The sequence below is a fragment of the Bacillus sp. DU-106 genome, from assembly GCF_004799705.1.
Classification (GTDB): Bacteria; Bacillota; Bacilli; order Bacillales; family Bacillaceae_G; genus Bacillus_A; species Bacillus_A cereus.
Map to the genome: position 1 here is coordinate 3,967,133 of NZ_CP026607.1, position 20,441 is coordinate 3,987,573.

The window sequence follows — 20,441 nt, forward strand, 5'->3', positions numbered from 1 at the left end:
ACTTAATTGTATATCACATTAAACTAAATGTGATATATTGTTTAACCGAAAGATATATTAATACATCACATTTAAAACTACTTAAAAATAAAAACACATCATGCTCTAAAGCACAATGTGTTTTTATTTTACAACTACAAGATGTGGTCCATTTTGTTCTTTTTCTTTCATTAATCCATTCTGTTGTTTCTCTTGTCGTTTCACGTGACTAGCAATATTGAGTAGTATCCCCATCGCAAGTAGATTAGCTATTAAGGAACTTCCACCATAACTAATAAATGGTAAAGGCACTCCCGTAAGCGGTATTAATCCAGACATACCACCAACATTAACAAAAGTTTGTACTCCTATTAAACTTGCAATTCCGATTGCAATTAAACTTCCAAAAGGATCGTTACATTTTTGAGCAATCCTGAATGAACGAATAATAATAAGTAGCAAGCAAATTAAAATAATAGCTACACCAATAAAACCTAATTCTTCAGATATAATAGCCATAATAAAATCTGTTTGCGGTTCTGGTAAATATCCATATTTTTGCACACTATTTCCTAATCCTCGACCATTTAGCCCTCCTGAAGCAATTCCAATAAAAGAATTTACTAATTGGAATCCATCATTCTGAGGATCATTGAATGGATCAAGAAAAACTGAAAAACGTGCCTTTTGATATCCACTTAATTTATAATTAGCCAAAAAATATAGAGCTGGAATCCATACTATAGAAGTTAAAACAATTCGTTTAATCCATAAATTAATCCTTACTCCTGAACAAAGAAACATAATCCCTACTGTTCCTGCAATTAACAAATCGGTACCTAAATCATTTTGCTTTAAAATTAAAAACATTGCCATTCCAACAAATCCAAGTGTAAGTCCCGACCCTTTAAAAACAGGTGTATTTGTTTCTTGTCTCCTTGCAAAAAAGCGAGCTAATATAATAATAATCGATAGTTTAACAAATTCAGCAGGCTGTATACCTAATATCCAACCTTTTGCACCATTTATTTCCTTACCAAAAATCAAGGCTGCTGCTAGTAAAGCAATACTCCCTAGCCCCATCGCGGATAAAATTATTCGTTTCCTCCAAAACTTATAAGGTAACGAAGCTACAATTACTAACAATACCGTTCCAATAGCTAAAGTTATTAATTGTTTTTTAAAAAAGTAATTTGCCGGCCAGTTATGCCTCGAAATCGCAACAATGGAACTAGAACTATATACCATTATTACTCCCAGCACACATAAGATAACAAGAGGAAGTAATAATGAATAATCCATTGATTTCCATACTTTTTTCATTTCATTTCCTCTTTCTGTTTCAATTTAATTATTGTTGTATTCCATATGTACATTGATTCTTCCTGCTTTATTATACAAATAAAAAGCTCAAACTAATTTAGTTTGAGCCCCCTTATTTGAACCCGTTATTGTTGTTTGTTTGTAAATGCTTCATGAAGTGCAGATAACTCACGTTCGAGCTCACCTAACATTGCTTTCCCTTGTTCTTCTGCAATAAGACCAAGGCGAACTGCAAAATCGACCTCGCGGGATAGTCCAAACATTTGTGTGTCTAACACTTCTTCATATAATGGACATTGCGGCATTGTAAGATGGTCCATTTGCACCTTAATAAGTCTTAAAATCTTCTCTGCATCCGCTTGTAGAAGGGCTAGTGCCTTTTCCTGATGATTTGCTACTGTCTCAGACGCCAAATTGATTCCCTCCGTTTCCGTCCTACTCTCCTCTATCCTATCTATTAATATTAGCGATAGTTTTAATAAATTGCAATAGAAACATTTTTTGTGACAACAGTGTCTAATACTATTATACTGAAAAGTGGGAGTATAACACAAATGGGGGAACAACAATGAGCGAAATTTTATTTATTAACGGAAAAGTACGTTTTCCAATCACTATTGATCCAACTGTTTGGATCTTTGATGATCGAAAAGTAGATTTGACAACTTACTTTGATGAAACTAGAGAAAACACGTCTGAACTAGAAACTTATTTAAAAAACACTTCAGAACATTGGGATCGCGAAATCCGTGATGGTGCCGCTTTTCCTCCAATACAACAAAGTGTGAAGAAATATAAAAAAGAACAGCTGATTACTGGAACATTTGGTATACCATTTCATCCATTCCTTGCTAACGCTGAAATTTTAGAGGACGCTACGCAAGTTGAAATTGAAACGGTAGATCATACAATGACACTTCCATTAGAAACTGTCAAAAATGCTATACTAGGCTTTTCAAAAGAAGGAAAACCATTAAAAGAAGACGGGCCTGTTCATCTCTATTTCAACGATGGATCTAATCAACAAAATCCAATCCGTAACATCCGTAAATTTACAATTATTTAAAGAAAAGGAGTGAGCTTAAGCTCACTCCTTTTTACAATAAATCTGCTGCTAGTTGAGCTAAATTAGATCGCTCCCCTTTAACAAACTTCACATGACCACTAATACGCTGTTCTTTAAACTTCTCTACAACATACGTTAAGCCATTATTATATTCATCTAAATATGGGTGATCAATTTGCTGAGGATCTCCCATCAATACAATCTTACTCTTTTCCCCTACCCTAGTTAATATCGTCTTCACTTCATGCTTTGTTAAATTTTGTGCTTCGTCAATGATAATGAACTGATCTGGAATACTTCTCCCGCGTATATAAGTAAGGGCTTCTACTTCAATCGAACCCATTCCAGCTAAAATAGCATCTAACTCTCCTGGCTTTTTCGTATTAAATAAATACTCTAGGTTATCAAAAATTGGCTGCATCCATGGTCTTAATTTTTCTTCTTTTTCTCCTGGTAAATAACCGATATCTTTTCCGACTGGAACAATTGGTCTTGCCACAAGTAATTTTTTATATAACCCTAAGTCTTCTGTTTGCATAAGTCCCGAAGCTAACGCAAGTAACGTTTTTCCTGTGCCGGCTTTCCCCGTTAACGTTACAAGCGGAATATCTTCACGAAGCAACAATTCTAATCCCATAATTTGCTGCACGTTTCGTGGTCGTATCCCCCACACTTGTTCATTGTGAAAAATAAGTTTCTTTACCTTCTTCCCTAAGTGATCCACAATGCCAAGCGCAGAACTAGAGCCCCCTAATGCATCTTTCATTACTACAAATTGATTTGGGTAAAAAGGATGATTCGCAATTTCAGATAGAGGCAATTCACCTTTCTCATAAAAATAATCCAATTGTTCTTTTGATATATATCCTTCTAAAAAACCAGAATATATATTTTCTACTTCAATTACGCGATCACTTAAATAATCTTCAGCCTTCAAACCAATTGCATCAGCTTTTACCCTTACGAGTACATCTTTACTTACTAAAATAACAGACTTCCCGTCCTCTTTTTCCTGTTCTTCTAAAGATAGATTTTTTGCTACAGCTAAAATTCGATTATCATTTGTTTTTTCTACAAAAATATCTTGTAGTTGCACAAATGAACGATGGTTCAATTCAATACGAAATGTTCCGCCGTTTTCTAGCGGGATACTTTCATGCAGCTTTCCTATTTCACGAAATTTATCTATTAACTTAGATACATAACGAGCGTTTCTTCCTACTTCATCCATATAACGTTTTTTCGAATCAACCTCTTCTAATACAACTGCTGGAATCACTACTTCATTGGTTTCAAATGAAAAAATAGATAAAGGATCCTGCAAAAGTACATTCGTATCTAACACATAAATTTTATCCAACCTGTTACCCCCTGACTCCACTTTTAAATTTGTAGAACAAGGGTTTCATCCATAAAATATGGACGAACCATTGTTATAATTATATGTACCGTGTAAACGAGGTAGAATCGAAAATCATAGTCATTAAACCTTTTATTTATTCTTTATTCATTTCTATTCAATATATTACTTTTTATTATAATTATTAACGTTAAATCACAATAACCGACTACAAAAGTGAATAAACGAATTTCTTATTTAGCATCTTTATAATTCTCTTATCCCTACTAACACTTCGTTATCCAGCTTTTTCGCTGCCCGAAGATCATATGTTTTTTCATATGTTGGTTCAATTGCAAGTTTCGCTCCATAAAACATAACATCACGCACTTCTTGCACCTTTACTTCTATTACAGTTAATTTTAGAGAAATACCTTCCATTCTATCTGTCAAAATTTCACCTGCACCACTTATAGAAAATACGGATTCATTCGCCATTATAGTCAATACCACACCTGTATTATGACGTATATTTTCCACAATACGTGAACGTTGATCTACTGCAAATCGAATACTAGTTTCACTCACTGCATACACCCAAGAAATAGCACTTACGTTAGGAACTTGTTTTTCGAAATCTGTCGTTGCTATCATAACAATACACTCTTTACGCAACGTTTGTACTAAATCCTCTGTTAAGGTAGGCTCTACTACATTCGCCATATTTTCACCTCCAAATATACTTGGTATATCCTTATCATAACTTATTTTTTGAATTGCGAAAATATTATTTTTTCCCACTATTATTCAAAAACATTATACTTCCATGATATACTTATACTGATAGAATTCGTATTGAGGTGACGAAATGAGAGTCAAATGTATGATTTGTGATAAAAAAGATATGTTAGATGATGAAAATCCTATGGCAAAAAAACTGCGTAATCGCCCTATTCATACATATATGTGCATGGAATGTTCGGAACGAATTGCAGAGCGTACAATGGAACGTCATGCAAGTGGTAATTTCCGATTATATCGTGATAAAAAAATCGAAGATGATTGGTAAAATGTAAATAAGTCCTTACTCATATAGATAAGGACTTATTTATATTTTTCTGGTTCACGATTCATCTGATCCAAAAAACAATCAATGGCTTCTAACGGAAACCTTGCAGATTTCCGTTCTCCATTTATTTCATATGTAATTAAATACATTTCCTCGTTCCTTTCGACTTCCACATTTCTTAATTTATGTTCTTCATATACCATATTTTGAAATAACAAATATGTTTCTTTTGCAGCACTATCATCTGGACGTGCTTCCGCAACTGTTTTAATTGTTAACCAATTATATAGTGCATCTTGTACTGAACGCATGAAAACTCCCCTTTCTTATCCTGCTTTTTGTTGTTTCGCTTGACGCAAACGCAGTCTATAAATTCCAAGTACAATTGCCGCTACAACAAGTCCTTCTCCAACAGGTAAAAACACAGCAAAAAAGGTTAATACTGTGCATCCAATTGCTAATGATATGTATATCACAATATTTTTTAGTACAGACAACTTTCTAGCAAACCCTAAATTATAAACGAGAGCACTTAATATAATAATCGTCCCATAAAGTAACCACATTCCTAACTCTGGATTTTCATCTACCTTACACAATTTTGCAAAAAAAGACATCCTTTCTAACACACTCTTCCCCCCCTAGCAGTAAAATGCAATTTTCTTTATACACTTAATACAAGAGTAACTCGCAAAAAAAATACTGTCCACAAAAAAGAGTAAATATTCTAAAAAATAAACAAAATAAAAAAACAACGCCCTTTATAAAGGGCGTTGTTTTTTTATTTTTACGCTTCAACAGATTTCTTTTTCTTAGCAGCTCTTTCGCGCTCACTCTTATCAAGAATCTTTTTACGTAGACGAATTGATTCTGGAGTTACTTCACAGAACTCGTCATCGTTTAAGTACTCTAATGATTCTTCTAAAGTCATTAGGCGTGGTTTCTTCATTGTTGAAGTTTGATCTTTCGTCGCAGAACGAATGTTAGTTTGTTGTTTCATTTTCACAACGTTAACTGTTAAGTCGTTCTCACGAGTGTGTTCTCCGACAATCATACCAGCATATACTTCTGTACCTGGTTCAACGAAGATTACACCACGGTCTTCAACTTGCATAATACCGTATTGTGATGCTTTTCCTGTTTCAAGTGAAACTAGAACACCTTGGCGACGTCCACCAACTTGTCCAGCGTGTACTGGTTGGTAGCAATCGAATGTATGGTTTAAAATACCGTAACCACGAGTTAATGTTAAGAATTCTGTTGTGTAACCAATTAAACCACGTGCTGGAACCATGAAAGTAAGACGAACTTGACCGTTTCCGTTATTCACCATATCTAACATTTCACCTTTACGTGCACCCATAGATTCCATAATAGAACCAGTGTATTCTTCAGGTACATCGATTTGTACGCGCTCTACAGGCTCACATCTTACGCCATCAACTTCTTTAATGATTACTTCTGGCTTAGATACTTGTAATTCATAACCTTCACGACGCATGTTTTCAATTAAGATAGATAAATGTAGTTCCCCACGTCCAGATACGATCCACGCATCAGGAGAATCTGTATTATCTACACGTAAACTTACATCTGTTTCTAATTGTGAACGAAGACGCTCTTCAATTTTACGAGATGTAATGTATTTACCTTCACGACCTGCAAATGGGCTGTTATTTACAAGGAACGTCATTTGTAGTGTTGGCTCATCAATACGTAATAATGGTAACGCATCTTGATGTTCAACTGGACATACTGTTTCACCTACGTTAATGTCTTCCATACCAGAAACGGCTACTAAGTCCCCTGCTTTTGCTTCTTCAATTTCTTGACGTTTTAATCCCATGTAACCGAATAATTTCGTTACGCGGAATTGCTTCACGCTTCCGTCTACTTTCATTAAAGCAACTTGTTGTCCAACCTTCATTGTACCGCGGAATACGCGACCAACTCCAATACGTCCAACGTAGTCGTTGTAATCAAGAAGTGCTACTTGGAATTGAAGTGGCTCTTCGCTGTTATCAATTGGTGCTGGAATATGTTCGATAATTGTATCGAATAATGATTTCATATTCTCTTCTTGATTTGCTGGATTTGAATCTAAGCTTGCTGTTCCGTTCATTGCTGATGCAAATACAACTGGGAACTCTAATTGATCTTCGTTTGCACCAAGCTCAATGAATAAGTCGATTACTTCATCAACTACTTCATCTGGACGAGCGAAGTCACGGTCAATTTTGTTTACAACTACGATTGGAGTTAAGTTTTGCTCAAGAGCTTTCTTTAAAACAAATCGTGTTTGTGGCATACAACCTTCATATGCATCAACAACAAGTAAAACACCATCAACCATTTTCATGATACGTTCTACTTCTCCACCGAAGTCAGCGTGACCAGGTGTATCTAAAATGTTAATTCTTTTATCTTCATAGTGAATCGCTGTATTTTTCGCTAAAATTGTAATACCGCGTTCTCTTTCTAGATCATTTGAATCCATTGCGCGTTCTTCAACGTGTTCGTTCGCACGGAAAGTCCCCGCTTGACGTAATAACTGGTCAACAAGTGTTGTTTTACCATGGTCAACGTGGGCAATAATTGCTATATTACGTAAATCTTGTCGTTTTTTCAACATGTCCAACTCCTAATGTCTTTTTAATCCTTCTCTATTATAAGAGCGAAGGGGATACAATAGCAATTAAAATAAAAGCAAGAATGAAAATATAGTTGTATTCTTACTTTTGTGAAAGTAAAATGAGATTGGAGGGTGAAGAAATGGAACACATTCAATATCGCTTTTTATTAACTGCAATTATCGGTGTTATTTTCTTAATCGGTATCGGCATTATGATTGCTGAAAATAGTCCAATCGGTATTATTATTTGCATTATCGGCACATTTGTTACAGTTGGATACGGTTTTGTAACAAAAAGAAAAATGCGCAAATCACAATAACGCTAAAAAGTAAGAAGCTTATACACAGCCTCTTACTTTTTTTGTTGCTCTCATATAAACGATAACACTTCTTCATACACTCCTGGTTTTGCAACTAACACACTGCTCTTCTCTATGATAGAAAGTGGCGCTCCAGAGAATGTCGTCACCTTACCTCCAACTTCTTCTACAATTATCTGCCCTCCGCCAAAATCCCATGGTGATAATCTCGGCGTTACATATGCATCTATTCTTCCTGTTGCAACGTATACCATCTCTAATGCTGCACAGCCATATGACCTTGTGCCCCTTGCTTTCTTAACAAGTGCCATCATACTTTCCATATTAAGCAATGGATTATCTGTAAGCCATATCGCATTTAAAGCTACAATACCTTGCTCTACAGTTCCTTTTTCCAATGGAGGAATTGATATATCATTACAAAAAGCTCCAGATCCCTTGACTGCATGATATAGTTCATCATGCACTGGATCATATATAAGTCCAATCTTTCCGATACCGTTCTCATAAATCCCAATTGAAATCGCAAAATTTCTTTTTTGATGAACAAAGTTCATCGTGCCGTCAATTGGATCAATTAACCAAACAACCCCGTCAGAAGACGTTATCTCGTCTCCATAACCCTCTTCTCCTAAAATATTATGATTCGGGAATGTTTCTTTAATTTTCCCAATTAAAAACTGTTCTATCTCTCGGTCCATATTTGTAACTAAGTCAGCTGCATTTGATTTTGTTTCTATAATAAGTGCTTTTTTCATTGATGCCATTAAATGCTCTCCTGCATCCCGAATCCACCGTTTGGCGTGTGCATCGATGTCTTTCCATACTTCTTGCATGTTTAAACACTCCGATCTATACTGTTCACAGAAAAAACGAACCCTTTATAAGGTTCGCACCAACTAATTTTTTATACATATACTATTATTACGCTTCTAAACGAATCATTTCAAGTCTTAATACTTCTAACTTTTGTACACACTCTTCTTTTTTCTGGTTATCATCTTCCATCATCGCATCATATAAAGTTGCTAATTCATAATCTAGCTCCAAACGTAGCACCGGTATTCTCTTTTCAGCATCTGTTCTCTTTAACGCATTAATCACCTGTCTCATATTATTTGCCTCCTCCCAATATTCGTCTGCCCTCGGACTAGAATTAATTCAATTTTCTGATTTTTTGTTTTATACTATACTATGTTGGATAAATCATCTATGCAACAAAATTATATTTTTTTATTTAAATTTTTTTGTGCTGTTTTTTTTATGAATAGTACAAGCTATGCTAAAATAAAAGCAAAATAGGAGTTGGAGGAACAATCATGACAATACAAACATTCAAGTCAACTGATTTTGATGTCTTTACAGTTGATGGTCTCGAAGAACGAATGAGTGCAATTAAAACGAACATTCATCCTAAGCTAGAAGCTTTAGGGGAACAATTTGCAGAATACTTATCCAAACAAACTGATGAGAACTTTTTTTATCATGTTGCAAAACACGCACGCCGCAAAGTCAATCCACCAAACGATACTTGGGTTGCTTTTTCAACAAATAAACGAGGATATAAAATGCTACCGCATTTCCAAATCGGCTTATGGGGTACTCATGCCTTCATATACTTTGGTTTAATCTATGAGTGTCCACAAAAAGTTGAGACGGCTCATGCCTTCTTAGAACATTTAAATGATTTAAAAACAAATATTCCAAATGACTTCGTTTGGTCCATTGACCATACTAAACCAAGTGTGAAATTACATAAAACACTTGAAACCGAAGACTTACAAAAGATGATTGAACGATTAGCTACTGTAAAAAAAGCAGAATTATTAGTTGGTATTCATATATCACCAGAGGAGTTTTCAGCAATGACCAACGAACAATTCCTTGCTAAGATTGAATCTACGATGCAATCACTCCTTCCTTTATATGCACTTTGTAATCGATAGTAGAAAACGGACAATTTATATTGTCCGTTTTTAGTTGTTATCACATTATATCACTTCAGTTTTTATTTTTCAAAATATTTTTTACATTTTTACAAGCTTTTGTTCTTCGACTTCTTTTGCCCTTTGAATAGCACGATATATAGAGTATCCACTTACTTCTTGAAATTCTTTATCAATTTTCTTTTCTTCTGCTTTCGATGGAACAATCTCTTTAAAACGACGATATAAACCCATTAACTCTTCTCTTATAATTCCTTTTTCATAAGCTTTCTCAATCGCTTCATAAAACTTCACCATTGTAACCATTTCCTCATTTGACCAATCATAATCTAACGGATATTGATATTCCATTTTGCACCTCATTTATCATTTCTTCTTGTTTCATTATGCTATCTTAAAGAGAATATTTTATTCTTCATTATAGCCACTCTGCATTATACACTATTTATTCATTTTAATGGAATTGTCTTCCTCTATTCATTAGTTGAGGCTAACTATTAAACATACTCACCTTAAAAAGATTTTTTTCTATACATCTATAATTATTGGTGATATAATGCTTTTGTTTTATAGAAAATAAAGTGAAGCTACCATCTCAAAAACGATTTTTTGAATGGCAGAAAAACAAGCCTTATTCTAAAAAGGGCTACACTTTTTTAGAGCAGGATTATATAAAACAAATTACACTAAATATTATGAAGAAGAAGGGGTGTATAGATTGTCCCAATACGAAACACCATTGTTTACCGCTTTAGTTGAGCACAGTAAGCGAAATCCAATTCAATTCCATATTCCTGGTCATAAAAAAGGACAGGGCATGGATCCTACATTTCGCGAATTTATTGGGCATAATGCATTAGCAATTGATTTAATTAATATTGCGCCACTCGATGATTTACATCATCCAAAAGGTATGATTAAAGAAGCACAAGATTTAGCAGCAGCCGCATTCGGTGCAGATCATACTTTCTTTTCTATTCAAGGTACAAGTGGCGCTATTATGACAATGGTGATGAGCGTTTGCGGTCCTGGTGACAAAATCCTAGTACCACGAAACGTGCATAAATCAGTAATGTCAGCTATTATTTTCTCAGGTGCAAAACCGATTTTCATGCATCCTGAAATCGATCCGAAGCTCGGTATTTCTCATGGAATCACAATTCAATCTGTCAAAAAAGCACTTGAAGAGCACTCAGATGCAAAGGGCTTACTTGTTATTAACCCAACGTACTTTGGGTTTGCTGCAGACTTAGAACAGATTGTACAATTAGCACATTCTTATGACATCCCTGTACTAGTCGACGAAGCTCATGGTGTTCATATTCATTTTCACGATGAATTACCTATGTCAGCGATGCAAGCTGGTGCGGATATGGCAGCAACAAGTGTTCACAAATTAGGAGGCTCTTTAACTCAAAGTTCTATTCTTAATGTGAAAGAAGGCTTAGTGAATGTAAAGCATGTCCAATCTATTATTAGCATGCTTACAACCACATCAACTTCTTACATCTTGTTAGCATCCCTTGATGTTGCGAGAAAACGTCTTGCTACAGAAGGAACAGCACTCATAGAACAAACAATACAATTAGCTGAGCATGTTCGTGATGCTATAAATTCTATTGAGCATCTTTACTGTCCTGGAAAAGAAATGTTAGGTACAGATGCTACCTTTAACTATGATCCTACAAAGATAATTGTATCTGTAAAAGATTTAGGTATTACCGGCCACCAAGCTGAAGTATGGCTTAGAGAGCAATATAACATTGAAGTAGAACTCTCAGATCTATACAACATACTATGTCTTATCACTTTGGGAGATACAGAAAGTGATACAAATACACTTATTGCAGCATTACAAGATTTAGCAGCAACATTTAGAAATAGGGCAGATAAAGGTGTTCAAGTACAAGTAGAGATTCCAGAAATTCCAGTGCTAGCACTTTCTCCTCGAGATGCTTTTTATTCGGAAACAGAAGTCATTCCATTTGAAAATGCAGCGGGGCGTATTATAGCTGATTTTGTTATGGTTTATCCGCCAGGGATTCCAATCTTTACTCCGGGGGAAATTATTACACAAGAAAACTTAGAGTATATTCGTAAAAACTTAGAAGCAGGTTTACCTGTACAAGGTCCTGAAGATATGACATTACAAACATTACGTGTTATTAAAGAGTACAAGCCTATCAGTTGATAGGCTTTTTTTTCACCTTTTTTCCTTTTCTTCATACGATACTTAAGAATGTAACGTATAGGTGGGGATACTATTATGATTGTAATAGGCCGTTCTATTGTACATCCTTATATTACAAATGAATACGAGCCATTTGCAGCAGAGAAACAACAAATTTTATCAATAATGGCAGGAAATCAAGAAGTTTATTCCTTCCGAACAGCTGATGAACTCAGCTTTGATCTCAATTTACGAGTTAATATTATTATCTCTGCACTAGAGCTTTTTCAAAGTGGATTTCAGTTTCGTACATTTCAGCAATCCTTTTGCAACCCCCAGTATTGGAAAAGAACGTCTCTTGGAGGATTCGAGCTTCTTCCAAACATACCACCTTCTATTGCCATACAGGATATTTTCAAAAACGGAAAACTATATGGAACTGAATGCGCAACCGCTATGATCATTATTTTTTATAAAGCTTTACTATCATTGTATGAGGAAGAAACTTTCAATCGTCTATTTGCAAACCTTTTACTTTATACATGGGACTACGACCAAGATCTAAGGCTCATAACAAAAAACGGTGGCGATCTTGTTCCAGGTGACCTCGTTTACTTTAAAAACCCACAAGTAAATCCAGCTACGATTGAATGGCAAGGAGAAAATACAATCTATTTAGGAAATTTCTTTTTTTACGGGCATGGCGTAGGTGTAAAAACAAAAGAAGAAATTATTTATTCATTAAATGAACGACGAGTCCCTTACGCTTTTATTTCAGCTTTCTTGACCGATACTATTACCCGTATCGATAGTCGTATAATGAGCCAATACGCTTCTTCTAGTACACCACAGACCTCCATAAGCTTTATTCCGATTAGGGATGATGCAATCGTTGCAACAGTTGGTCATACAACTACAATTTATTAAAAAAGCGCCTACACATGTAGGCGCTTTTTCTTATTATTAAGCTTTTGTATGTTCTTTATGGTCACATTCGCAATGAGATCCACATTTCCCGTATAGTACTGTTGATTTTTCATCTTCAAAATGTCCAATTGTTCCTTCACACACTTGGCATACGATTGTTCCCATTTTCATTTCCCCCTGAGTTTCAATAGTAATCTATTTATTTATCATTAAGCTTTCGCATTATCTTTTCTAGCACAGTCACAATTTGTTCCGCATTTTCCGTAAAGTACCGTCGTTTTCTCATCTTCAAAATGTCCGATTGTTCCTTCACATACTTGGCATACGATTGTTCCCATTTTTCATTTCCCCCTAAGTTTATGGTCCTAAAAACTTTTAGCTGTCCATTTCCTATCAATTATTGGGCTTTTGTATGCTCTGTGTGATCACATCCGCAAGATCCACATTTCCCGTAAAGTACCGTTACTTTCTCATCTTCGAAGTGTGCAATTGTACCTTCACAATCTTGACATACGATTGTTCCCATTTTTCATTTCCCCCTAAGTTTATAATCCCAAAAACTTTTTGTAACCGCTTAACTTTCTGTCTTTATTTTAATATGTTATACTTTTTACGTCAATAGGTTTTTAGTATAACACATTAAATATTTTAAATTTAAATTAGTATGCGATATTCAAATAAAAAACAGCCATATTTATAAGTACGACTGTTTCACATTAATTATTCTTCATATTCCGCATGTAAAGAAGTTGACGGAACTAGAAATTTGAAAAACTGAGCTAACTCCTTTGCTTCCTCTTCTGATCCTAATTTAAAAATCTCCTGTATATATTGAACATTCTCTACATCATCTCGTCCGAGTAAAGTAGACCTTCCTGTTTGCATACAAACAATGAGCGGCTTTCCAAAAAACATATTTGTATAAATAACACCAAAATCATAACGTGTATCATGTGTCATAAACCCTAAAAATCGTACCTTCACACTTTCATGCTCATCATACAATTTTTCAAACATTGGTTTCCACCTTTCTACATCACGTTTCATTAATAGTATATTAAACAAAACATGTAATACTCCTTTTAATTGTCAAAAAATTCAGTAGGATGTAGAATAATAGTATTCTACTAAGTTAGGGGGAACTTATATGCAACACGCCTTTATTACGCTTGTACCGAAATCCAACCAACAATCAGTTTCAATAGATGATATAAAACAACTTTTTCATTATTATAAAACAGTTACTTCTAAAACTGGTGCCCAAATTAATTACACGTATACAAATACCGCTTTTCCTTATGAAATTTTAGATACATCTACAACAACATTAAAACTTCAATCCAATCACGACCGGTATGACTCAATTTATATTGGTGTTGGTATAGAAAATGAACAATCTTTCATCCAAGTTTCTTTACCACCTAATGCAACATTTGGTGACAAAGGGAAAGCAAATGAATTTTGCCGTTTTTTAGCGAAGAAATTAGAAGGAGAGTTACAATTATTTAATGGACGAACAATGTATTTTTATAAACGCTAATTTAAAAAATAGATAATATGATTAAAAATAATATACAATTCGAACATGTAAGAAATAAAGCTTGCTTTCTTACGTGCAATACAAAATATGCTATTACATAGGCTAAATATAGAAATACGAAAAAAAGAATAACTTTATAATGAAACTTATCACCATTCGATAATGTTAATACAGTGGAAAAGCCACTCCATAGTAGTAAATGATAAAATATAACATGTAATATTTTCATGGAACCTTCTCCTTTGACATGCTCTATTTTATTAATATATGGGGGTACGTTTGAATCAATTACATATTATAGGATGATATATATTACCTTTGAAGTAAGTTAAGCCGGAATCATTTGTTAAAGTATTATATATTCATTCGACAAGTACGTTTAAAGACCTTGCAAGTCATTTGATGAAAATAAAAATAGCCCCTCTCTTACAATAAGAGAAGGGCTATTTACATTACTTAAATTATTTTACAATGTGAATTGGCATTCCAAGAGCAACTTCAGCTGCTTCCATTGTGATTTCACCTAATGTTGGGTGAGCATGGATTGTTTGAGCGATATCTTCAGCTGTCATTCCAGCTTCGATAGCTAAACCAATCTCAGAGATAATATCAGAAGCACCTGCACCTGCAACTTGAGCACCTACAAGAAGACCATCTTCTTTACGTGTTACAAGTTGTAAGAAACCGTCAGTGCTGTTTAATGATAATGCACGACCGTTAGCAGCGAATGGGAACTTAGATACAGTTACAGTCATTCCAGCTTCTTCAGCTTGTTTTTTAGTGTAACCAACAGATGCTAATTCTGGATCAGTGAAGCATACTGCAGGAATTCCGATGTAATCGATAGCTGATGCATGGCCACTAATTGCTTCTACAGCTACTTTACCTTCGTAAGAAGCTTTGTGAGCTAATGGTGGTCCAGGAACGATATCACCGATTGCATAGATGTTTGGTACATTTGTACGACATTGCTCATCGATTTCGATGATGCCGCGGTCAGTCATTTTAACTCCAACCTGCTCAAGACCGATTTCTTGAGTGTTTGGACGACGACCTACAGTTACTAATACGTAATCTGCTTCTACAGTTTGGATTTCACCTTTAACTTCAAAGCTAACTTTTACGCCAGTTTCTGTTTCTTCAACGCCTTTAGCCATAGCTTTTGTATGGATATTTACGTTACCTTTTTTCTGTAGAGCACGTTTAACAACAGAGCTCATAGCTTTTTCGAAACCAGCTAAGATTTCATCGCCAGCTTCTACTACAGTAACTTCTGTACCGAAGTTAGCATATGCAGTACCTAATTCCATACCGATGTAACCGCCGCCGATTACAACAAGTTTTTTAGGAATTTCAGGTAAGCTTAAAGCACCTGTAGAGTTGATAACACGTTTAGAGTATTTGAATCCTGGAATTTCGATTGGTGTAGAACCAGTTGCAAGAACAGCATTTTTAAACGTATAAGTTTGAGCTGCATCTTCAGTCATAACGCGTAATGTATTAGCATCTACGAAGTAAGCTTCACCGCGAATGATTTCAACTTTGTTACCTTTAAGAAGGCCTTCAACACCGCCAGTTAATTTCTTAACTACGCCGTTTTTCCATTCTTGAACTTTTGTAAAGTCAACTTTTACGTTTTCTGCAGTAATACCCATGTCATCAGAATGCATTGCATTCTCATAACGATGACCTGCATTGATTAACGCTTTTGAAGGAATACATCCAACGTTTAAGCATACGCCACCAAGGTTAGCTTTTTCAATGATTGCTACCTTTTGACCTAATTGTGCTGCACGAATTGCCGCAACGTATCCACCAGGACCTGCACCAACAACGACTGTATCTAATTCAATTGGGAAATCTCCTACTACCATTGTTATTACGCCTCCATTACTAATAATTGTGGGTCATTCAATAGACGTTTAATTTGGTTTAACGCTTTTTGAGCAGTTGCACCGTCAATTAAACGATGGTCAAAGCTTAGAGATAATGCTAATACTGGAGCTGCAACGATCTCACCGTTTTTCACAACTGGTTTTTCAGCGATACGGCCGATACCAAGGATTGCTACTTCTGGGTGGTTGATAACTGGAGTGAACCATTGTCCACCTGCAGAACCAATGTTTGTAATTGTGCAAGAAGCACCTTTCATTTCAGCTGGAGCTAGACGACCTTCACGTGCTTTACCAGCAAGATCATTGATCTCGTTAGAGATTGTGAAGATAGACTTACGATCTGTATCTTTAACAACTGGTACTAATAGACCTTTGTCTGTATCAGCTGCGATACCGATATTGAAGTAATGTTTATGAACTACTTCTTGAGATGCATCGTCTAAAGAAGTGTTTAACATTGGGTATTCACGTAATGCAGATGTTAAAGCTTTAACAACGTACGGAAGGTAAGTTAATTTAATACCTTTGTCAGCTGCTACTGCTTTGAACTTCTTACGGTGAGCAACAAGTTCTGTTACATCTACTTCGTCCATTAATGTTACGTGAGGAGCTGTGTGTTTAGAGTTAACCATTGCTTTCGCAATCGCTTTACGGATACCACTCATTTTCTCACGAGTTTCTGGATATTCACCAGCTGGGATTGGTTGTGCTTTTGGTGCTTCTTCTTTCGCTGCTGCTGGAGTAGCTTCTACTGCTGCTGGAGCCTCAGTTGCTGCTACAGTTTGTCCACCATTTGCAAATGCATCGATGTCAGCTTTTACGATACGGCCATTCTTACCAGTACCAGCTACTTTATGAATGTCTACACCTTTTTCACGAGCGTATTTACGAACAGATGGCATAGCGATTACGCGCTCATTTACTACTTCTGCAGTTGCTGCTGGAGTAGCTTCCGCTGCTGGAGCTTCTACTGCTGCTTCTTCAGCTTTTGGAGCTTCATCATGATCGTCACCTTTAAATTTAAGGTTTTCGTATCCAGGAGCATCAAATTTAATTAATGTATCTCCTACGATTGCAACTGTTCCTTCTTCTACAAGTACTTCAAGTACTTTACCTTTAACAGGAGAAGGGATTTCTACTACTGCTTTATCATTTTGTACTTCAAGAAGTACATCGTCTTCGTTTACTTCATCGCCTGGTTTAATAAACCATTTTACGATTTCACCTTCGTGGATACCTTCACCGATATCTGGTAGTTTAAATTCAAATGCCACGGAATTCAGCCCCCTGATTCATTTCATTATTATGGAATATGTACAAAAGAAACCAGCATGTGCTGATTTCTTTTGCACATGAAAAGCTAAAAATTAGAAGTTCATTACTTTGTTTACAGCTTCAACAATATCTTTGTGGTTTGGTAACCATACGCTCTCTGCTTGAGAGAATGGGAATACTGTATCAGCAGCTGCAACACGTACAACTGGAGCTTCTAAGTTTAAGATTGCACGGTCGTTAATTTCCGCTACAACGTTAGCTGCAATACCAGCTTGTTTTTGAGCTTCTTGAACTACAACTACGCGACCTGTTTTTTCAACAGAAGCGATGATTGTTTCGATATCTAATGGTTGAACTGTACGTAAGTCAACAACCTCTAAAGAGATACCTTCTTTTTCAAGTTCTTCAGCAGCTTTTAATGCAGCGTGAACCATAGCACCGTAAGCGATAACAGATACATCTGTACCTTCACGTTTGATATCAGCTTTACCTAAATCAATTGTGTAATCACCTTCTGGTACCTCTTGACGGAATGAACGGTACAATTTCATATGCTCTAAGTAGATAACTGGATCGTTGTCACGAATCGCAGAGATTAAAAGACCTTTAGCATCGTATGGAGTAGATGGAATAACAACTTTTAGACCAGGTTGTTGAGCCACTAATCCTTCTAAGCTATCAGCATGAAGTTCAGGAGTATGAACACCACCACCGAATGGAGAACGAACTGTTACTGGAGCAGTCCAACGTCCACCAGAACGGTAACGCATACGAGCTAATTGACCAGAAATTGAATCCATTACTTCATAAACGAAACCGAAGAATTGGATTTCTGGAACTGGACGGAATCCTTCAAGTGCAAGACCAACTGCAAGTCCACCAATACCAGACTCTGCAAGTGGAGTATCCATTACACGATCTTCACCAAATTCAGCTTGTAAACCTTCAGTAGCACGGAATACACCGCCGTTTACACCAACGTCTTCACCAAATACAAGTACGTTAGGGTCATTTTTCATTTCAACGCGTAAAGCATCAGTGATTGCTTGAATCATTGTCATTTGAGCCATGGCTTACTTCGACTCCTTTTCTTTGTAGATTTCATATTGTTCAGCTAAGTTGTAAGGCATTTTTTCGTACATGATTTCCATTAAATCAGTTACTTTTTGTTTTGGAGCTTGGTCAGCCTTAGCAATTGCTTGTTTGATATCTTCTTTTGCTTCTTCGATTACTGTCTCTTCAACTTCTTGAGACCATAGGCCTTTAGCTTCTAAGAACTTACGGAAGCGTACGATTGGGTCTTTTTGTTCCCATTCGTTTTCGATATCTTTTGTACGGTAACGAGTTGGGTCATCACCAGCCATTGTATGTGGACCGTAACGGAATGTTAAAGTCTCGATTAAAGTAGGGCCTTCGCCATTTACTGCGCGCTCACGAGCGAAAGCAGTTGCTGCGTATACAGCTAATGGATCCATACCGTCTACTTGAATTCCGTAAATACCTGCTGCTACTGCTTTTTGTGCTACAGTTTTAGCTGCAGATTGCTTTTCTACTGGAGTAGAGATTGCATAACGGTTGTTTTGAACAACGAAGATTGCTGGAGCTTTGAATGCACCTGCAAAGTTCATACCTTCGTAGAAGTCACCTTGTGAAGCACCACCGTCACCAGTGTAAGTAATTGCAACAGATTTTTTACCACGTAGTTTCATACCTAACGCAACACCAGCAGTTTGGATGATTTGCGCACCGATAATGATCTGTGGAGCTAATGCATTTACATTCTCAGGCATTTGGTTACCCATGAAGTGTCCACGAGAGAATAAGAATGCTTGGTATAATGGTAATCCGTGCCATACTAATTGTGGTACATCACGGTATCCTGGTAAGATGAAGTCTTCTGCTTCAAGTGCGAAATGACTTGCTAATTGAGAAGCTTCTTGTCCAGCTGTAGGTGCGTAGAAACCTAAACGTCCTTGACGGTTTAAAGAAATAGAACGTTGATCTAATACGCGAGTATACACCATACGACGCATTAATTCTTTTAATTGATCATCAGATAATTCAGGCATAGCTGCTTCATTCACAACTTCACCGTTTTCATTTAAAATTTGTAATGTTTCAAATTGAGCTGCGATAGCTTTCATTTGCTCATCAACATTAAATAGGGTCTTTTTTGTTTTAGTACCCATTCCGTTCACCTCTTCCTCTCTTGAACCATATTCTGAAACGCTTTCACTGGCTATTTTCCAGTTTAAAAAGCGCAACGATGTAAACCAACATGTTTGTATGTCGGTTGAGAATAATTTTGTGTACCTAACAATCTGTACTAATGTTTTTTCAGAAACATATTAATACAATCTTGATCACGTTTTTTAGTTTACAACTATTCTAATTACGATGTCAATTACTTTGAATACGTTTTTTTATAAATAATATGCAGGTTTCTACTACACAAACGTGTTTTTATTTTTTACATCTGTATTAGTAAGCATTGACCTACTGTTATATTATTCCCTTTTTCACTTATTTTTTCTCTTAGAATAATATGTAAACGATTTAATTCTCTTTAGTTTTTCTCTCTTCGTAACAAAAATATACAAACTACTCTTCCTTTTTTAGGTAAATACCTATACATTTCTACCCTCTCTTCCATACATTATAGTAACCGCAGTATTAGCGGGAAATGATAAAGGAGGTCATCTCATGTACGGATACTCATATTGCTATCCAACTTGTTCATATCCTTCCTACGGTTATGGCGGTTCTTGTGGCGGGTCTGGACGCGGCTTCGCCTTAATCGTTGTGTTGTTTATTCTTTTAATTATCGTTGGTGCTGCTTGCATTCGCTAATTGTAAAACGAAACAACTATGGAAAGAAAAAGACGGCTTTGCCGTCTTTTTCTGTTTACCACATACATAACTACTCTATAATAGAACGATTTCCAAAATGCCTTCCCTTT

At 35.9% G+C, this 20,441-nt stretch carries 27 protein-coding genes; 8 read left to right on the top strand and 19 right to left on the bottom strand.

Annotated elements, in window-relative coordinates; translation table 11 throughout:
• Nucleotides 1-123: 123 nt before the first annotated feature.
• Both C3Y97_RS19945 and C3Y97_RS19950 read right to left on the bottom strand, forming a co-directional pair.
• Complete coding sequence (locus tag C3Y97_RS19945; RefSeq protein ID WP_000758411.1) at nucleotides 124-1,302, bottom strand: FtsW/RodA/SpoVE family cell cycle protein; 1,179 nt, start codon at nucleotides 1,300-1,302, stop codon at nucleotides 124-126.
• A gap of 125 nt (nucleotides 1,303-1,427) precedes the next feature.
• Entirely contained in the window at nucleotides 1,428-1,715 is a 288-nt protein-coding gene (locus C3Y97_RS19950) for an Fpa/YlaN family protein (RefSeq protein ID WP_000135694.1), read from the bottom strand.
• A 155-nt stretch (nucleotides 1,716-1,870) separates the two neighbouring features.
• On the opposite strand from C3Y97_RS19950, the gene C3Y97_RS19955 reads away from it, so the two are divergent.
• Nucleotides 1,871-2,368, top strand: a complete 498-nt coding sequence (locus tag C3Y97_RS19955) for a molybdopterin-binding protein (protein ID WP_001289809.1) — start codon at nucleotides 1,871-1,873, stop codon at nucleotides 2,366-2,368.
• Between the two features lie 31 nt (nucleotides 2,369-2,399).
• On the opposite strand, the gene C3Y97_RS19960 is transcribed toward C3Y97_RS19955, so the two are convergent.
• Both C3Y97_RS19960 and C3Y97_RS19965 read right to left on the bottom strand, forming a co-directional pair.
• Complete coding sequence (locus C3Y97_RS19960; RefSeq protein ID WP_000358083.1) at nucleotides 2,400-3,728, bottom strand: PhoH family protein; 1,329 nt, start codon at nucleotides 3,726-3,728, stop codon at nucleotides 2,400-2,402.
• Between the two features lie 246 nt (nucleotides 3,729-3,974).
• On the bottom strand, nucleotides 3,975-4,430 hold the full coding sequence (locus C3Y97_RS19965; protein WP_000024593.1) for a pyridoxamine 5'-phosphate oxidase family protein: 456 nt from the start codon (nucleotides 4,428-4,430) through the stop codon (nucleotides 3,975-3,977).
• Nucleotides 4,431-4,575: 145 nt separating this feature from the next.
• Here C3Y97_RS19965 and C3Y97_RS19970 point away from each other — a divergent pair, with 145 nt between their 5' ends.
• Nucleotides 4,576-4,776, top strand: a complete 201-nt coding sequence (locus C3Y97_RS19970; RefSeq protein ID WP_002082250.1) for a YlaI family protein — start codon at nucleotides 4,576-4,578, stop codon at nucleotides 4,774-4,776.
• Nucleotides 4,777-4,811: 35 nt separating this feature from the next.
• Here the strand turns inward: C3Y97_RS19970 and C3Y97_RS19975 are convergent, their stop codons facing one another.
• The 3 genes from C3Y97_RS19975 to typA form a co-directional block, all read right to left on the bottom strand.
• The gene (locus C3Y97_RS19975; protein WP_001258152.1) at nucleotides 4,812-5,087 is read right to left on the bottom strand and encodes a hypothetical protein; all 276 of its coding nucleotides are present in this window, start codon (nucleotides 5,085-5,087) and stop codon (nucleotides 4,812-4,814) included.
• Nucleotides 5,088-5,102: 15 nt separating this feature from the next.
• On the bottom strand, nucleotides 5,103-5,405 hold the full coding sequence (locus tag C3Y97_RS19980; RefSeq protein WP_000893662.1) for a YlaH-like family protein: 303 nt from the start codon (nucleotides 5,403-5,405) through the stop codon (nucleotides 5,103-5,105).
• 158 nt (nucleotides 5,406-5,563) lie between these two features.
• Nucleotides 5,564-7,408 carry a translational GTPase TypA gene (gene typA / locus C3Y97_RS19985; RefSeq protein WP_000914762.1) on the bottom strand — a complete coding sequence of 615 codons (1,845 nt, stop codon included), beginning with the start codon at nucleotides 7,406-7,408 and terminating at the stop codon, nucleotides 5,564-5,566.
• 140 nt (nucleotides 7,409-7,548) lie between these two features.
• On the opposite strand from typA, the gene C3Y97_RS19990 reads away from it, so the two are divergent.
• Nucleotides 7,549-7,728: a DUF5325 family protein gene (locus C3Y97_RS19990; protein WP_000400127.1), complete on the top strand. Its 180-nt coding sequence runs from the start codon at nucleotides 7,549-7,551 to the stop codon at nucleotides 7,726-7,728.
• Nucleotides 7,729-7,778: 50 nt separating this feature from the next.
• On the opposite strand, the gene C3Y97_RS19995 is transcribed toward C3Y97_RS19990, so the two are convergent.
• Complete coding sequence (locus C3Y97_RS19995) at nucleotides 7,779-8,564, bottom strand: inositol monophosphatase family protein (protein ID WP_001158701.1); 786 nt, start codon at nucleotides 8,562-8,564, stop codon at nucleotides 7,779-7,781.
• A gap of 88 nt (nucleotides 8,565-8,652) precedes the next feature.
• On the bottom strand, nucleotides 8,653-8,841 hold the full coding sequence (locus C3Y97_RS20000; RefSeq protein ID WP_001250165.1) for a hypothetical protein: 189 nt from the start codon (nucleotides 8,839-8,841) through the stop codon (nucleotides 8,653-8,655).
• Between the two features lie 206 nt (nucleotides 8,842-9,047).
• Between C3Y97_RS20000 and C3Y97_RS20005 the strand changes: the two genes are divergently transcribed.
• Nucleotides 9,048-9,674: a YktB family protein gene (locus tag C3Y97_RS20005; protein ID WP_000155317.1), complete on the top strand. Its 627-nt coding sequence runs from the start codon at nucleotides 9,048-9,050 to the stop codon at nucleotides 9,672-9,674.
• Nucleotides 9,675-9,755: 81 nt separating this feature from the next.
• Here the strand turns inward: C3Y97_RS20005 and C3Y97_RS20010 are convergent, their stop codons facing one another.
• On the bottom strand, nucleotides 9,756-10,025 hold the full coding sequence (locus C3Y97_RS20010; RefSeq protein ID WP_000456562.1) for a UPF0223 family protein: 270 nt from the start codon (nucleotides 10,023-10,025) through the stop codon (nucleotides 9,756-9,758).
• Between the two features lie 367 nt (nucleotides 10,026-10,392).
• On the opposite strand from C3Y97_RS20010, the gene speA reads away from it, so the two are divergent.
• Together speA and C3Y97_RS20020 are read left to right on the top strand one after the other, a co-directional pair.
• Nucleotides 10,393-11,865 (top strand): arginine decarboxylase, encoded by a 1,473-nt coding sequence (gene speA / locus C3Y97_RS20015; protein WP_000084899.1) that lies wholly within the window; start codon nucleotides 10,393-10,395, stop codon nucleotides 11,863-11,865.
• A 75-nt stretch (nucleotides 11,866-11,940) separates the two neighbouring features.
• Nucleotides 11,941-12,771: a protein-glutamine gamma-glutamyltransferase gene (locus tag C3Y97_RS20020; RefSeq protein ID WP_000635337.1), complete on the top strand. Its 831-nt coding sequence runs from the start codon at nucleotides 11,941-11,943 to the stop codon at nucleotides 12,769-12,771.
• A gap of 36 nt (nucleotides 12,772-12,807) precedes the next feature.
• Here C3Y97_RS20020 and C3Y97_RS20025 read toward each other — a convergent pair whose 3' ends face one another.
• From C3Y97_RS20025 to C3Y97_RS20040, 4 genes are all read right to left on the bottom strand, one after another.
• Nucleotides 12,808-12,936: a GapA-binding peptide SR1P gene (locus tag C3Y97_RS20025; protein WP_000536796.1), complete on the bottom strand. Its 129-nt coding sequence runs from the start codon at nucleotides 12,934-12,936 to the stop codon at nucleotides 12,808-12,810.
• A gap of 44 nt (nucleotides 12,937-12,980) precedes the next feature.
• Nucleotides 12,981-13,109, bottom strand: coding sequence for a GapA-binding peptide SR1P (locus tag C3Y97_RS20030; RefSeq protein WP_000536803.1), 129 nt, complete (start codon nucleotides 13,107-13,109; stop codon nucleotides 12,981-12,983).
• Nucleotides 13,110-13,168: 59 nt separating this feature from the next.
• Nucleotides 13,169-13,297: a GapA-binding peptide SR1P gene (locus C3Y97_RS20035; RefSeq protein ID WP_000536778.1), complete on the bottom strand. Its 129-nt coding sequence runs from the start codon at nucleotides 13,295-13,297 to the stop codon at nucleotides 13,169-13,171.
• A gap of 194 nt (nucleotides 13,298-13,491) precedes the next feature.
• Nucleotides 13,492-13,788 (bottom strand): DUF3055 domain-containing protein, encoded by a 297-nt coding sequence (locus C3Y97_RS20040; protein WP_000462038.1) that lies wholly within the window; start codon nucleotides 13,786-13,788, stop codon nucleotides 13,492-13,494.
• 130 nt (nucleotides 13,789-13,918) lie between these two features.
• On the opposite strand from C3Y97_RS20040, the gene C3Y97_RS20045 reads away from it, so the two are divergent.
• Nucleotides 13,919-14,311 (top strand): DUF1885 family protein, encoded by a 393-nt coding sequence (locus tag C3Y97_RS20045; protein ID WP_001163299.1) that lies wholly within the window; start codon nucleotides 13,919-13,921, stop codon nucleotides 14,309-14,311.
• A 1-nt stretch (nucleotide 14,312) separates the two neighbouring features.
• On the opposite strand, the gene C3Y97_RS20050 is transcribed toward C3Y97_RS20045, so the two are convergent.
• From C3Y97_RS20050 to pdhA, 5 genes are all read right to left on the bottom strand, one after another.
• Nucleotides 14,313-14,540 (bottom strand): hypothetical protein, encoded by a 228-nt coding sequence (locus C3Y97_RS20050; RefSeq protein WP_000697469.1) that lies wholly within the window; start codon nucleotides 14,538-14,540, stop codon nucleotides 14,313-14,315.
• A 232-nt stretch (nucleotides 14,541-14,772) separates the two neighbouring features.
• On the bottom strand, nucleotides 14,773-16,185 hold the full coding sequence (lpdA, locus tag C3Y97_RS20055; RefSeq protein WP_000260104.1) for a dihydrolipoyl dehydrogenase: 1,413 nt from the start codon (nucleotides 16,183-16,185) through the stop codon (nucleotides 14,773-14,775).
• Between the two features lie 5 nt (nucleotides 16,186-16,190).
• Nucleotides 16,191-17,480, bottom strand: a complete 1,290-nt coding sequence (pdhC, locus tag C3Y97_RS20060; RefSeq protein ID WP_000863419.1) for a pyruvate dehydrogenase complex dihydrolipoyllysine-residue acetyltransferase — start codon at nucleotides 17,478-17,480, stop codon at nucleotides 16,191-16,193.
• Nucleotides 17,481-17,573: 93 nt separating this feature from the next.
• Complete coding sequence (gene pdhB / locus C3Y97_RS20065; protein WP_000068168.1) at nucleotides 17,574-18,551, bottom strand: pyruvate dehydrogenase complex E1 component subunit beta; 978 nt, start codon at nucleotides 18,549-18,551, stop codon at nucleotides 17,574-17,576.
• 3 nt (nucleotides 18,552-18,554) lie between these two features.
• On the bottom strand, nucleotides 18,555-19,670 hold the full coding sequence (gene pdhA / locus C3Y97_RS20070) for a pyruvate dehydrogenase E1 component subunit alpha (protein WP_000536895.1): 1,116 nt from the start codon (nucleotides 19,668-19,670) through the stop codon (nucleotides 18,555-18,557).
• A gap of 514 nt (nucleotides 19,671-20,184) precedes the next feature.
• On the opposite strand from pdhA, the gene C3Y97_RS20075 reads away from it, so the two are divergent.
• On the top strand, nucleotides 20,185-20,331 hold the full coding sequence (locus C3Y97_RS20075; protein ID WP_000274562.1) for a YjcZ family sporulation protein: 147 nt from the start codon (nucleotides 20,185-20,187) through the stop codon (nucleotides 20,329-20,331).
• The last annotated feature ends 110 nt before the right edge of the window (nucleotides 20,332-20,441 follow it).